Origin of the sequence: Yoonia sediminilitoris (assembly GCF_003058085.1) — a bacterium.
In the GTDB taxonomy this organism is placed as follows: domain Bacteria; phylum Pseudomonadota; class Alphaproteobacteria; order Rhodobacterales; family Rhodobacteraceae; genus Yoonia; species Yoonia sediminilitoris.
In genome coordinates this window covers 863,925-877,867 of record NZ_QBUD01000001.1, presented here as the reverse complement: position 1 = coordinate 877,867, position 13,943 = coordinate 863,925, and the positions used below count along the sequence as shown (strand labels likewise).

General features: G+C 54.6%; 12 protein-coding genes and 2 tRNA genes. 5 read left to right on the top strand and 9 right to left on the bottom strand.

Annotated features, from left to right (window positions below; translation table 11 throughout):
- Positions 1 to 12: 12 nt before the first annotated feature.
- The 7 genes from C8N45_RS04315 to C8N45_RS04285 all read right to left on the bottom strand — a co-directional run bounded on the left by C8N45_RS04315 (position 13) and on the right by C8N45_RS04285 (position 7,351).
- Entirely contained in the window at positions 13 to 213 is a 201-nt protein-coding gene (locus tag C8N45_RS04315) for a hemolysin XhlA family protein (RefSeq protein WP_108384926.1), read from the bottom strand.
- Positions 203 to 733, bottom strand: a complete 531-nt coding sequence (locus C8N45_RS04310; protein ID WP_108384925.1) for a holin family protein — start codon at positions 731 to 733, stop codon at positions 203 to 205. Before C8N45_RS04310 ends, C8N45_RS04315 begins: the two co-directional genes overlap by 11 nt.
- Entirely contained in the window at positions 724 to 1,335 is a 612-nt protein-coding gene (locus C8N45_RS04305; protein WP_108384924.1) for a holin-associated N-acetylmuramidase, read from the bottom strand. Before C8N45_RS04305 ends, C8N45_RS04310 begins: the two co-directional genes overlap by 10 nt.
- Before the next feature lie 45 nt (positions 1,336 to 1,380).
- Positions 1,381 to 1,848, bottom strand: a complete 468-nt coding sequence (gene ccmE, locus C8N45_RS04300; protein WP_108384923.1) for a cytochrome c maturation protein CcmE — start codon at positions 1,846 to 1,848, stop codon at positions 1,381 to 1,383.
- Positions 1,845 to 2,873 carry an N-acetyl-gamma-glutamyl-phosphate reductase gene (argC, locus tag C8N45_RS04295; RefSeq protein WP_108384922.1) on the bottom strand — a complete coding sequence of 343 codons (1,029 nt, stop codon included), beginning with the start codon at positions 2,871 to 2,873 and terminating at the stop codon, positions 1,845 to 1,847. The genes ccmE and argC overlap by 4 nt, the downstream gene beginning before the upstream one ends.
- A gap of 52 nt (positions 2,874 to 2,925) precedes the next feature.
- Positions 2,926 to 3,738: a glutamate racemase gene (murI, locus tag C8N45_RS04290; RefSeq protein ID WP_108384921.1), complete on the bottom strand. Its 813-nt coding sequence runs from the start codon at positions 3,736 to 3,738 to the stop codon at positions 2,926 to 2,928.
- Between the two features lie 196 nt (positions 3,739 to 3,934).
- Positions 3,935 to 7,351, bottom strand: a complete 3,417-nt coding sequence (locus C8N45_RS04285) for an indolepyruvate ferredoxin oxidoreductase family protein (protein WP_108384920.1) — start codon at positions 7,349 to 7,351, stop codon at positions 3,935 to 3,937.
- A 148-nt stretch (positions 7,352 to 7,499) separates the two neighbouring features.
- On the opposite strand from C8N45_RS04285, the gene C8N45_RS04280 reads away from it, so the two are divergent.
- On the top strand, positions 7,500 to 8,405 hold the full coding sequence (locus C8N45_RS04280) for a LysR family transcriptional regulator (RefSeq protein ID WP_108384919.1): 906 nt from the start codon (positions 7,500 to 7,502) through the stop codon (positions 8,403 to 8,405).
- A gap of 97 nt (positions 8,406 to 8,502) precedes the next feature.
- Here the strand turns inward: C8N45_RS04280 and C8N45_RS04275 are convergent, their stop codons facing one another.
- Complete coding sequence (locus C8N45_RS04275) at positions 8,503 to 9,819, bottom strand: ATP-binding protein (protein WP_108384918.1); 1,317 nt, start codon at positions 9,817 to 9,819, stop codon at positions 8,503 to 8,505.
- A gap of 47 nt (positions 9,820 to 9,866) precedes the next feature.
- On the opposite strand from C8N45_RS04275, the gene C8N45_RS04270 reads away from it, so the two are divergent.
- From C8N45_RS04270 to C8N45_RS04255, 4 genes are all read left to right on the top strand, one after another.
- Complete coding sequence (locus C8N45_RS04270; RefSeq protein ID WP_245882540.1) at positions 9,867 to 10,778, top strand: MBL fold metallo-hydrolase; 912 nt, start codon at positions 9,867 to 9,869, stop codon at positions 10,776 to 10,778.
- Between the two features lie 83 nt (positions 10,779 to 10,861).
- A tRNA-Asn gene (locus C8N45_RS04265) sits at positions 10,862 to 10,936 on the top strand.
- Between the two features lie 89 nt (positions 10,937 to 11,025).
- Complete coding sequence (locus tag C8N45_RS04260; protein WP_133175937.1) at positions 11,026 to 12,495, top strand: DUF6538 domain-containing protein; 1,470 nt, start codon at positions 11,026 to 11,028, stop codon at positions 12,493 to 12,495.
- An 11-nt stretch (positions 12,496 to 12,506) separates the two neighbouring features.
- Positions 12,507 to 12,587: transfer RNA gene (locus tag C8N45_RS04255), tRNA-Glu, on the top strand.
- Between the two features lie 402 nt (positions 12,588 to 12,989).
- Here the strand turns inward: C8N45_RS04255 and C8N45_RS22960 are convergent.
- Positions 12,990 to 13,769 carry a HupA family protein gene (locus tag C8N45_RS22960; protein WP_133175936.1) on the bottom strand — a complete coding sequence of 260 codons (780 nt, stop codon included), beginning with the start codon at positions 13,767 to 13,769 and terminating at the stop codon, positions 12,990 to 12,992.
- Between the last annotated feature and the right edge of the window lie 174 nt (positions 13,770 to 13,943).

Below are 13,943 nucleotides of genomic sequence, written 5' to 3'. Positions count from 1 at the left end.
CTCCAAAGCCGGTTACGCGAGGCCCGTTTTCAGTGCATAAGTCAGTCCGCCCATCAGTAAACCACCGATAATCAGCCGCACCAGCCATCGCAACGTGTCTTCGATGGCTGTCAGCCGTGACGTAACATTGCCGCGATGCACATCGTCAACTGCATTGCGTGTTTCCAACTGGATGACCCGTTGTTCCAGCCTGTTGAACCAGTCATTTTCCATTTTTCCCCTGCCAGTCCAAAAGGGCTGCATTTGGCGCGGACGGTGCCTGTGGCGCGCCGTCGGGCTGTTCTGGAGCCTCTGGCCCCTTGAGAGTCTGTGCCAACATCAGGCTGCTTGCAACCGACCGTTGGAAATCCTGTCCCTTGGCCTGATGACGCGCACCAAAGTAGAAACTGACGATCGCCCCCATCATCCACCATAGCGGTTCGGGGACCAATGCAATCCCTTTCATGCCTTCGGAAAAGGTTTCAGGGCTTTGGATCGCTGTCACAAACAGCCAGATCGTTCCCAACGCCAGCAAGGGACGCGGCAGCCGGTTCAGCGCATCAACCAAACGGTCAAAGACACCACGTCGCGGATGCATGAATTCAGCGGCAAACTGCTGCAAGCTGTCAGAGCGCGCCTGCGCTTCGCGGACTGCACCTTTTTCGGTGTTTTCCTTGAAAACCTCTGCGGTTTCGACAACCAGATTGCGACCATCGCCAAACAGGAAATTCATCAAGCCTGATATCAGCCCCATTTTGCTGTCCTTTTCTGATGTTGGTTGTCCGACAGATGGTAGCGTTCAGAAATGAACTCTTCCGCGCGCCTGATCCAACCGCCCTTTCCACCATTGCGGCGGCGGGCATATTTGCGACTGTTCACGCGACGGTCTGCCAGATCATAGTAATAATTGCGCCGGGCAATGCCGTAGGCATCGACAAGGTGATCCGGGGCGGCTGCCAAAGCTTTTTCAGTCGCCGCAATGGTCTGCGGTCCGATAAAGCCATCAACGACAACCGCAATACGCATGTCACACAAAAGGCGCTGCAAAATCTTCACCGCATTGGTGCCGGCGTTCACATACATGTCAAAAACCGAGGCATGCAAAGGCGCGGGCAGCCTGTCGATTTTGGGGCGCTCGTAGTAATGTTCGACGAATATCGCAACCGCGCGGTCCTTGGTCATGGCCCGCACGTCAGCGTCTGTGACCTTGTCATCACCCGTCAGATCAATACCGAGACGGCGCATCGTATGGATCGTTACGCCGAAATTTGTTGCCCCGCCCGGATCGTCGGAGTCGTTCACATAGCCGCCCTCGCGCGCAACGATGGCGGTCGCAATTTCAATCACTGTTTGCATTGGCAGCCCTCATGTCATCTAGGACATCAGACTGCGCGCAATTCGTTAATTGATCGCAGGAGCACCGTCCGGTGCGACATATGTGCCCTGCTCCTTGAGCGCGTCGATCACTTCGCTTGGCATATAGGTTTCATCGTGCTTGGCCAGAATCTCGACAGCTTCGAACCTGCCATCCACATAATGACCCTGCGCCACCATTCCCTGACCTTCGCCGAACAGGTCCGGCAAAATCCCGGCATAGATGACCTGGACCGAAGCACCACCGTCAGTGACGTGAAAGCTGATTTCCTCGCCCGCACCGCGCACCAGCGTTCCTTCTTCCACCAGACCACCAATGCGAAAACGTTCGTTGGCAGGCGGCGGCGCCTCGGTCACTTCACTTGGTGACCGGAAGAACTGGAAACTGTCATCAGGCAGCATCGCCAGCAAAACCAGAACCAGCGCCACACATACACCCGCAATTGACATCACCTGAATGCGGCGGCGTTTCTTGAGACTTGTCAGACCGCTCATGGGAACACCGGCGCCAGCATCAGGCCCTCTGTTTCGGGCAGGCCGAGCATCAGGTTGGCATTCTGGATCGCTTGACCCGATGAACCTTTGGTCAGGTTATCAAGGGCGGCAATCACGATGGTCCGGTTCGGAATCCGATCTGCCACAACGCCGATATGACAGAAGTTCGACCCCCGGATATGTTTGATTGATGGGTGCTGTCCCATTGGCAATACCTCTATGAATGGCTCCTGCGCGTATGTCGCATTCAAAGTATGATATATGTTCGCCGGGTCGCCAATAACATAGGTGGTCGCCAAAATACCGCGATTTGCCGGAATCAGGTGCGGTGTGAACTGGATATGCACATCTCGTCCGGCCAAGGCACTGAATTCCTGATCAAATTCACCGAGGTGCCGGTGTGTGCCTCCAACGGCATAGGCATGCGCCCCTTCGGACAATTCTGCGTGAAGCAGATTTTCCTTCAACGCCCGCCCTGCCCCGGACACCGCTGCCTTCAGGTCCATGATGATATGATCAAGGTCAATCACCCCCGCCGCAATCAATGGCCTCAGTGCATATTGGCCAGTGGCCGCATTACAGCCCGTCCCCGCAACCAGCCGTGCGGTCTTGATTTGTTCGCGGTAAAATTCGGTCAGCCCATAGACCGCCTCTTTTTGCAGTTCGATCGCACTGTGCGGCTTGCCGTACCATTTTTCATAGGCGGCCGGATCACGCAGCCGGAAATCGGCAGACATATCAACGACTTTTACCGATTTCGGCAATGTCGCGATGATCTTTTGCGAGGTCGCATGCGGCAAACCGCAAAACACGATCTCCACATCGTCAAAGGACATTTCGTCAATGGTTGTCAGCCGGGGCAAATCCAGATGCCGCAGATGCGGAAACACATCCGCCATGGCCATCCCGGCCTTGGAATTGCCCGAAAGCCCTACGATTTTCATCGCAGGATGGGTGGCGATCAGGCGTACAAGTTCCGCGCCCGTGTAGCCAGAAGCGCCAAGAATGGCGACGTTATGGGTCATGTGAGACTCCCCCTTTGGGGTCAGAAGTAGGAAAAACTGTCCGAAGACGCAATCAGGCTGCTTTGAAAGTAATCTGTCGTCGCAGAAACTGTGTCGCGCGGGATGACACCTGTCGCGGATCACCGGTCGTCAGAAAGGCGCTGTCGGTGCCTTTGCCAACCATATTAGGACGCCGCTCAAGATAATCGGCAAGGCTTTCAGCGACCAGATTGGCCTGTGAAAACACTTTGACTTTGTCACCCAGGGCCGCCTGAAACTGCTGTTCCATCAATGGGTAATGGGTACAGCCAAGGATCGCGGCGTCAGGGTCGGGCATTTTGCGCTTGAGTGCATCTACATGCGACTGCACCAAGGCTTCGGCCAAGATCATGTCACCATCCTCAATGGCATCCACCACGCCGCCGCAAGCCTGCGCCTCCACATCGACACCAATCGCCCGGAAAGCCAGTTCGCGCTGAAACGCCCGGCTGGCCACAGTTGCAGGGGTCGCAAAAAGCGCCACATGCTTTGCAGCCACTTCGCGGGGCGGTGAATTGTCGCCCCACTGCCGTTCGGTCAAGGCTTCGATCATCGGGACAAACACGCCCAGCACGCGCTTGTCGCCGGGCACCCAGCTTTCCTGCATCCGACGCAGGGCCGCCGCAGAGGCCGTGTTGCACGCAAGGATTACCAGATCGCAGCCTGCGTCAAACAATCGCTGGGTCGCTTTTGTTGTCAGTTCGTAAATATCGTCGGGTGTGCGCACCCCGTAAGGGGCATGCGCGCTATCCCCCAGATAGACCAGCGGCAAATCAGGCAGACGGTTTGAAACGGCATCCAGAACCGTCAGGCCACCCAAGCCGCTATCGAATATTCCTACCGCCATTACGCACCTTACATGCTGCTCTGTACTCACGGCCCAGACGCACTGCGTCTTTGCCACTGTCGCTGAACACATACGAGGCTTTGCGCAGGAAATCCATGCATCCTTTACGGTCTTTTGCGTCAGTCGCCAGCTAGAGCCTTGGGTGGAATAGCCACTGATAAACGGGACAGTGTCGCAAGACCAGGGACAGCGTTCATCATTCCGCCGCCTGCGTTACCGGCCCCGCCCGCAGGCTGGCAAGCAACTCTTCACGCCGTTTGGCGGCTTTGCGGGCATTGGCGTCTTTTACAGGGCCAAAACCACGGATATCAAGCGGCAGTCTGGCCAGCGCCATCGCTGCATCCTGCGTGTTAGGTCGCACAATCTTTTGCATTTCGGCCATGTCGCGCTCGTACTCCTTGATCAACGCGCGTTCCATCCGTCGCTCGGCAGTGCGTCCGAAAGGGTCAAACGGCGTGCCCCGCAGCCATTTCAATTTGGCCAGTTTCGGAAAGGCCCACGCCATCCGCGCCCCGAACTCCCGCTTGAGTGGGCGGTCATCAGGGCCGGTCTTTGACAAGAGCGGCGGCGCAAGGTGGTAGGTCAGCGCGAGGTCGCCCTTGAACTCGGCCTGCGCCTTTTCCGTTGTTTGGGTCAGCAACCGTGCAACCTCATATTCATCCTTATAAGCCAATAATTTATGATAGCCCAAGGCGACAGCCTCTCTCAGGGCGGGGTCAGTGAATTGATCCACGAACTTGCGGTAGCGTTTTGCCAGCCGCTTGCCCTGATAGACTTCCAGATGCGATGCGCGATAGGCGATCTTTTCGTCCAGTGACTTTGGCAGCGCCACCACATTCGGGGTCAGGATGGCCTGCGCATCTTTTGGGTGCAGATACGCCCAGCGACCCAATTCAAACGCACGCTTGTTGCGCTCCACCGCAGCACCATTCAGTGCAACAGCCTGCATGATGGCGTCATAACTCAGCGGGATCGCCCCCATCTGCCAAGCCGCACCAAAGATCATCATGTTGGAAAAGATGCTATCGCCAAGCAGGGTTTTTGACAAAGCGGACGCATCGAACAAAGCCAGCGCATCACCAAGACGCGCCTGCAAAGCAACCTGCAATTGATCGGATGGCAGCCTGAATTCAGTATCGCGGGTGAAATCGCCGGTAATGATTTCATGGCTGTTCACCACACCGCGGGTCTGGCCTGTTTTCATCAGCCCAATCGTTTTCGCGCCCGCACTGACAACCAGATCACCGCCGATCAGGGCATGGCATTCGCCAGTGGCCACCCGGATTGCATTGATATCCTGCGGCCTTTCCGCAATCCGGCAATGGATATGCACCGCACCACCCTTTTGGGCGAGACCCGCCATTTCCATCATGCCAGCCCCCTTGCCATCAATATGGGCGGCCATCGCCATCACCGCCCCGATGGTAACAACGCCAGTGCCCCCAACCCCGGTTATCACCGTGTTATGGGTACCGTTGATCATGGGAAGATGGGGCATTGGCAGGTCGGGCAAGTCCACCTCGGCTGTTGCTTCCTTGCGGATTTCAGCGCCGGATATGGTTACGAAAGACGGGCAAAACCCTTTGACGCAGGAAAAATCCTTATTGCAGGATGACTGATCAATCGCGCGCTTGCGGCCCAATTCCGTTTCGACCGGGACGATGGACACGCAGTTGGACTGCACACCACAGTCACCGCAGCCTTCGCAAATGTCGGTATTGATAAAGACACGTTTGTCAGGGTCGTGAAACAGGTTGCGCTTGCGGCGGCGGCGCTTTTCGGCAGCACATGTCTGCACATAAACAATGGCCGACACGCCTTTATATTTTCTGTACTTTTTCTGCACGGCGCCCAACTCATCGCGCGGATGGATGTCAAGCCCCTTTGGGAAGTCGGGCAAATGCACCTCTTCTTTGTCGTCATAGACAAGAGCCACATTGCGTACACCCATCGCCAGCAGTTCACGGCAGATTTGATCGGCGGTGAGCCCACCGTCGTTTCCCTGACCGCCGGTCATGGCCACGGCGTCATTATACAGGATTTTGTAGGTGATGTTGGTACCCGCCATCAGGGCGAAACGAATAGCCTGCACGCCCGAATGGTTATAGGTGCCGTCACCTAAATTCTGGAACACATGGTCGCGGGTTGAAAAGGGTGCTTCACCGACCCAATTGGCCCCCTCGCCGCCCATTTGCGTGAAACCGACCGTATCACGGTCCATCCATTGCACCATGTAATGACAGCCAATGCCCGCATAGGCGCGTGACCCTTCGGGCACTTTCGTGGACGTGTTGTGTGGGCAGCCTGAACAAAAATAAGGCAGACGCGCTGCAATTTCAGGCGCATTGTCGGCACGGCGACTTTCCGCCAATGCGACAAGCCCCGCCTGCACCCCTTCAGAGCCGCAGTTTTCTTCGACCAGAATGCCACCCAGTTTTTCGGCAATCAGGATGGGATTCAGGTCCGCCTTGGTCTGAAAAACCTCTTCGCGGCGACCTTCGGAGTGTTCATCGCCCTTATGCCAACCATAGACGCGGCGCCCGCCACGATCATCGAACAAAGCCTCTTTGACCTGCACTTCAATCAGCTTGCGCTTTTCCTCGACAACAACAATCAACTCCAGTCCTTCGGCCCACTCATGAAACGATGCCATGTCCAGCGGCCAAACCTGCCCGACCTTGTAGGTGGTGATGCCCAAGCGCACGGCCTCTTCCGCATCGATGTTCAGCAAAGACAGCGCGTGCTGCAAATCCAGCCAGTTCTTGCCTGCGGCGACAAAACCAATCTTGGCACCGGGTTTACCCCATTTGCGCTGGTCCATGCGGTTGGCGCGGGAAAAGGCCTCTGCCGCGAACCGCTTGTGATCAATCATCCGCGCTTCTTGCAGTTGGGGCGTATCAATCAGACGGATATTCAGCCCGCCATCGGGCAAATCAATATCGGGCGTGACGAAGTTCATCCGAAACGGGTCGCCATTCACAACAGAGGTCACTTCTATCGTGTCTTTCATGGTTTTCAGGCCAACCCAGACCCCTGCATATCGCGACAAGGCCCAAGCGTATTGGCCATAATCCAGAATTTCCTGCACACCTGCGGGTGACACAATAGGCATATAAGCGTCGACCATTGCCCAGTCGGATTGATGCAATGTCGTCGAACTCTCACCGGTATGATCGTCGCCCATCGCCATGATGACCCCGCCACTGGCGGATGTACCTGCCATGTTGGCATGGCGCATCACATCGCCGGACCGGTCAACGCCGGGACCTTTGCCGTACCACAGCCCAAACACGCCATCGTATTTGCCTTCGCCACGCAACTCGGCCTGTTGCGCCCCCCAAAGCGCCGTAGCGGCCAGATCTTCGTTCAATCCGGGCTGGAACGTGACCTGTGCGGGTGCCAGCACGTTCGCAGCGCGGCTCATCTGCATGTCCACAGCGCCAAGCGGCGACCCACGATAGCCCGTCACATAACCGGCCGTGTTCAGGCCCGCACGGTCGTCACGCGCGCGCTGCATCAGCATCAATCGTACCAATGCCTGCGTGCCATTCAGCAGAACAGTCTGCTTGGCTAAATCGTAACGGTCATTTAACGAAATCTGCTCTAAAGTCATGCGGATCCTCCCAACTCGGTCTCAGCATAGGTCAAAGTTACTGACCTACAAAGTGGAAAATGAGTGTTCACAACCATTTGCACCGACCCCACTATTTCGCGTAACAATCTGCAACTGTTATCGTTAACGAATTGGCGTACTGATCACTATGGACTGGGACAAACTAAGAATATTTCATGCGGTCGCGGATGCAGGCAGCCTTACCCATGCAGGCGACACGTTGCATTTGTCGCAATCAGCCGTCAGCCGCCAAATCCGCGCATTGGAGGAATCACTTAATACAACGCTGTTCCACCGGCACGCCCGTGGTCTGATCCTGACAGAACAGGGGGAACTGCTGTTTGATGCCACCAAGAGCATGAACAAAAGGCTTGAGGCTGCATCCGCGCGCATCAAGGACAGCGAAGAGGAAGTGTTTGGCGAATTGCGTGTCACCACGACAACAGGGTTTGGCACCCTCTGGCTTGCTCCGCGCCTGCCCACGCTCTACGAAAAATACCCCGATCTCAAGATTGACCTGATGCTGGAAGAGCGGGTCCTTGATCTGCCCATGCGCGAAGCGGATGTCGCGATCCGCATGAAAGAGCCGTCACAAGCTGACCTGATCCGCAAACGGTTGATGTCAGTGCGGATGCGGCTTTACGCGTCAGGCGACTATATTGCCAAGAACGGCATGCTTCAGGACGCCGAGGAAATCACAAACCACCGTTTGATTTGCCAAAGCCTGAATTCCATTCAGGTGGCTGCCGGTGCAACGCTGGTTCAACATCTTATGACCCATGACGTGCCGCGGCTGTTCACTGTGAATAACTATTTTGGTGTGCTTCAAGGTGTTCTGAACGGGTTGGGAATTGGTGTTCTGCCTGACTATGTCACAGAGGATTTCCCGGATCTGGTGCGGATCTTGCCTGATCTGGAATCCAGTGAAGTCCCCGTTTTTCTAGCTTACCCCGAAGAGCTGCGGCAATCCAAGCGGATCAGTGCGTTCAGGGACTTCGTGCAAGACGAAATCATTGCCCACAGACGCAAAATGCGCGAGGCGGCAGCCGAATAGCGGCGGGGTTTTGTGACAGCCAGCCTGTCAAATGAGCAAACGGCCCCTTTCAAACGGGTCGCAAGCTGACAGCACAGGCCAGCAAACATCACCATCGCTAGCGTGCTAGCACCAGTTCTGCCTTGAGCCCGCCGAGTGTTTCGCTCTCTCCCAAGCGCAGTACGCCGCCATGCGTTCGGGCGATATCGGACACGATTGCCAGCCCCAAACCAACACCGCTGCCCTGATCTTGATTGCGCGCCGGATCAAGACGCACAAACGGGTTCACCGCTTCCTCGCGTCGATCGGCTGGAATGCCGGGGCCGTCATCTTCGACCGTGAAACGAACTGTGCGCTCGGTCAGTGTCAGACCGACGACGGCCTGCGTGCCATAGCGCAGCGCGTTGCCAAGAAGATTTTCCAAAGCACGCCTGATGGCCAAAGGACGCAACCTGACCAGACCGTCTTCACCATCAATCTGGCCTAAATGGACTGATTGCCCCAACCGCGCGGCGTCTTCCAATATCTCTTGCAGAAAAGCTCGCGGGTTGATCGGTTCAAGGTTGTCGCCCGCATCGCTGCGCGCGAAATCAAGAAAAGCATCCAACAGGCGTTGCATATCCGCGACATCACGTTGCAGCGGGGCGACGTCGTCCTCATCCAGCATGGTCAGCCCCAGACGCAATCGCGTCAACGGCGTGCGCAAGTCATGACTGACACCGGATAACATCATGGTGCGGCTTTGCGTCTGACGTTCAAGCCGGTTGCGCATATCAAGAAATGCCATACCCGCAGCGCGTACTTCAAGTGCGCCCGTCGGGTGAAAAGGAACAACACGCCCCTTGCCATAGTCTGCCGCAGCGGCGGCCATCCGCTTGATGGGACGCAACTGATTGCGCAGGAAGATATAGGCAATGGCCGTCATAATCGCGCCCATGACCGCCATGATGACGATAAGCTGGTGCGGATTGGGGGCCGAAACACGCCGACGGCCAAAGTTCATTTCCAACACACCATACGCTGTATCGACCCAGATCACGACCCGTCCGCGATCTGCAAGCGACACAGCCCGAATATTCTCGACCTCTTCACGCAGCCAATTGATCACCATTTGCGCGGTCAGATCCAGACTCTGCATCACGTCTTCGGTACCCGGCACCGCTGGCAACTGAGTCCGAATCCGAAGCGGTCCATCCAGTGCGTCCAATGCGGCCAAAGCCGCTTCAAGACTTTCTGCCTCGTTCACCGAATCAATTAAAAACTGCAAATCAATACTCACCGCCCTTGTCATCAGGCGTGTCACACCATCAAAATGGCGCTGGATAAAGACAACCGACACCAGCAACTGCAACAGCAGGACCGGCAAGATCAAAATAAGCGCCGCCCGGCCATATATGCCACGAGGCAGATAGTTTTTCATCCAACTGAAGTTCATGGGCTGACCGTAGCGACAAGCCGTCAGATCGGAAAGGAAAGATCATCGTGGACGCACACAGCTTTGCGCCAGAAGCAGGTATACCTTTGGAACTGGCACCCGGCCTGCAACTCATTCTGGCCCCCAACCCGTCACCGATGACCTATCTGGGAACAAACAGCTACATTCTGGGGACAAGTCGCCTCGCGATCATTGACCCCGGGCCCAATGACCCGCAGCATCTTGCCGCATTGATGGCGGCGATCGATAATCGGCCAGTCTCACATATACTCGTGACGCACAGCCATCTGGACCACTCCCCCCTTGCCCGCCCGCTCGCCGATGAAACGGGCGCGCCGGTCCTTGCATTTGGTCCGAGTCACGCGGGGCGTAGCAACATCATGAAATCACTTGCACAGGATGATCTGATCGCAGGGGGTGAAGGAATCGATCTCGCATTTTCGCCGGATGTGTTATTGATGGATGGCGAAAAGATAACCGGTCCCGAATTTGAACTGACAGCTCGTCACACACCCGGCCACATCGGCAACCATCTATGCTTTGTCTGGGGCGACAATATTTTTACGGGCGATCATATCATGGGGTGGTCCACTTCGCTTGTCTCTCCACCCGATGGTGACTTGACCCAATTCATGCAATCTTGCGCCCGGCTCGCTGACATTCCCGCGCAGACCTACTTTCCCGGGCATGGCGCTCCGGTGGTCAATCCGCAGAAGCGACTGCAAGACCTTGTCGCGCATCGCAAAATGCGCGAACAGCAAATTCTTTCGAAGCTCGAAGCGGGCGAGAATGAAGTCGCGACGTTGACCCGGGCGATTTATACAGACATCGCACCGGGCTTGCGTTCGGCGGCAGAACGCAACGTACTGGCGCACCTTATAGACCTGGTTTCACGTGGACTTGCCACTGCCCACCCCCAACTGTCGCGGCAAGCCCGCTTCTCATTCCGGTCGCAGTGAAACAAGAAACTTCGTCGTTCGCAAAAAACTCGCTGAAACCCTCTGGACGCCCCCATTCCGCATTGCTATACGCGGCTCACCGTTCCGACGTAGCTCAGCGGTAGAGCAGTTGACTGTTAATCAATTGGTCGTAGGTTCGATCCCTACCGTCGGAGCCATTACCCCCTAGAGATGGCCTTTATTCATTGACTATAAATGAGTTTTGACCAAATCTGGTACACAAATTCAGTACACAGATGGTACACAGGTGGGCAGCAAATACCTAAAAAGATCAAAGACGGGTTGGTACAGCTACAGGCGTAGAATCCCTGCACGGCTTCAAAAGGTTATTGGAAAACTGGAGTTCAAGCAGCGACTTGAAACCAAAGATGAAACGACAGCATTGATTAGACTAGCGAGAGCTAACCAACTTGCAGATGCTGAGCTTAGGATTGCTGACAGCCAGCTATCTTCAAGCGAACAGAAACTGACCCGCCATGAGGTTATGAGTGCGGCGAGGCAAATGCTAATGCGTGAGGGATTCCACCCTGACCAAAAGCCCACCCTGCCCGCCGACTACACCAAAGAGCAGAAAGAACAGTTCTACAAAGACAAGCAGCGTTGGGAAGCACTGGATGAAATGTTTACTGGAGCATACCTCAGCAGTCAAGAAATTGGGGTCGATCCGCAAACTTGGGATGCTCAATACAAGAGGGATGATCCGACGGACATAATGCAGGCAGCAAGCCGGATTGTATTTGGCAAGGAGAGCACATCCCTTGAGTTGACTTGGGGTGAGGTTGTTGACGCGTACTTGGCTATCAACGCACGTGAGAAGCGACGTGATCCTCACGACCAAAAGAAGTTCGAGACCAAGACACGCAATCTATATGACAAGTTCAGGCATTTTGTTGGTGGTTCAGATACCAAGCTGAAAGCAATCAATCGGCAGGACGCTAGAGCTTTCCTTGAAACCTACAGACAAGGCCCAAAGCCCGCCAAAGAAGGTAGTATTGGGCGCTATGCCTCTCAGATAGGTGCAGTCTTTAATTTTGCGCGTAAGGAGTATCAGGACGGGACAATCTTGAACCCGTTTGAGGGCTTACGGAATATGTCGGCTGAAAGGGATGATGCTACGGACAGAAGGTCATTTACGCCAAGCGAGTTGATCCGGTTTGAAGTCGTTGTCAGGGCAAAAATTATACCTGAAATACGTTTGATCGGTCTTTTGATGATATACACAGGGTGCCGGACTAGTGAGGCCGCTGGACTTCAAGTCAAAGACATATCGCTCACCAGCAACACTCCACACATCAAGATCAGAAACAACAAGTTCCGGAAGCTAGAGAAAGGTGGCCTAGAAAGGTCAGTACCGTTAGTATCCCCCATGCTCGACGCCCTGCGCAGCTATCAGATGCCTGACAACCCTGAGGATGGTGCATTCGGTGCCTATGCCCCTAGATCAGCCTTGGACAACGTCAGCATTCAGCTAAACAAATTGATCCGAGTTGAAATGCAGGTCAGTGACCCTGAACTTGTTTCCTATTCTACGAGACACACCTTCAAGGCCCGTGGGAGGGCCGCCAGAGTATCATCAGAGGTTCTCGATTACCTTCAGGGGCATAAGACGACACAATCGTCTGCGGTGGCTATGAGGTACGGCACAGGCGCTCCCCCGAATGTTTATAAAGACGACCTAGACAGGCTTTTTGCAGTTACCGAATGGGGTTTGGATTAAGATGCTCATGGCGTCCCCAGAGTGACCGCTATCGGTTAGGACGCCAGGTTTTCAACCTGGAAAGAGGGGTTCGATTCCCCTAGGGACTGCCATTGGATTTAAGCCCCTTATTTTTAAGACAATTATTAAATTTCGGCAAAGGCATTTCCCGTAGGTATTTCCCGTAGGTATTTCCCGTAGGTCAAAAACGTTGATGTGTTATCCTTTCTTGCACCTGATTCAGATTGACTAAAATCAAAGTACGATCTTGGCGCGTTGGTATCTGCGTGTCAGGTGTATGCGTAGGCCCGAGATAACCCTAACGGTAGGTGTATGCGTAGGCCCGAGGTAACACCTGCGGTCACTCTGGTCCCGTTGTCTTCTCCGCAGAAGCATTCTCGGAGTGACCGCTCATCTACCAATGAACATTAGCAAAGCAAAATGGGGACTAGCGATTAAGCCAGCCCCCTAAAGCACTTCGATCACCTCTGGATGTAACAGTAGTAAGGCTAGGACTAATCCTGAGACCCAACAAAACCACCTCGGAACTCTCCAGATGCATCATTCGAGTAGATCACTCCTGCTACGCTGTTGGCCCCACTGCCATGAAAATCTCCATTCATGCTGGCTCCAGTAGGTCCGCTACCATCATTTATCGTCATTGAGTTTGATGAAAAGCTGCTCCCTGAAATTGATGCTGTTCCATTGACAGTATAGCTTGTGGTGGAGCCAGTGAGGGTGATGGAAGGTGATGCATCAAAGCCTGCTGTTGCTGTAAAGGTACCTAACTCCGGCTCCGCATCAAACAGAATGTTCTGCAATCCCAACACACCGGAATAAGACGCCGTTCCTGAAGGAATGTTAGTCGCCTGATACCCTTCTGTAACCAAGAAGGTGAGACCGGACGACGGCTCTTCAAATAGAACTAGTGCGGCGTCCTCATCTGTAGTGGTGGCTGCAAGCACATTGAGCACGCTGCCTTCTACGGAAATTGCACCCGATCTAATATTAGTATTTGGCCCTGTATCAACGATGCTAAGGGACTCAATGTCGAATGGGGTCACCTCACTTGTTGATTCAATTTCTGCGAGTACCGCTGTGAGCTCTGGAGTAATAACATACCCGGTGGTGACTTCTCCATTTGACACTGCGACCAGCCTCGCGACACCTGAGGCATCAGAAAAAAGTCGAATAGGAGTGGCATCGACACTTACGGACTGCTCTCCTGAGCTATCACTGCCACCGCATGCAGAAACGGCAGCCACAGACAATAGAAGTGCTATAGATTTTTTCATGTTAACTAATTCCTCAAATTGATAATATTATTAGACGCTAATTTTGATAGGTTACGCTGTAAAGCTTTATGCTAGAAATTAGTTACTCAACCTGAGATTTTATCGAGAATTTCTATCTGAGTAAGCGGCGCGATCATTCCTTTTGGGCATACGGCTCAGGGTCCCACGTTATGA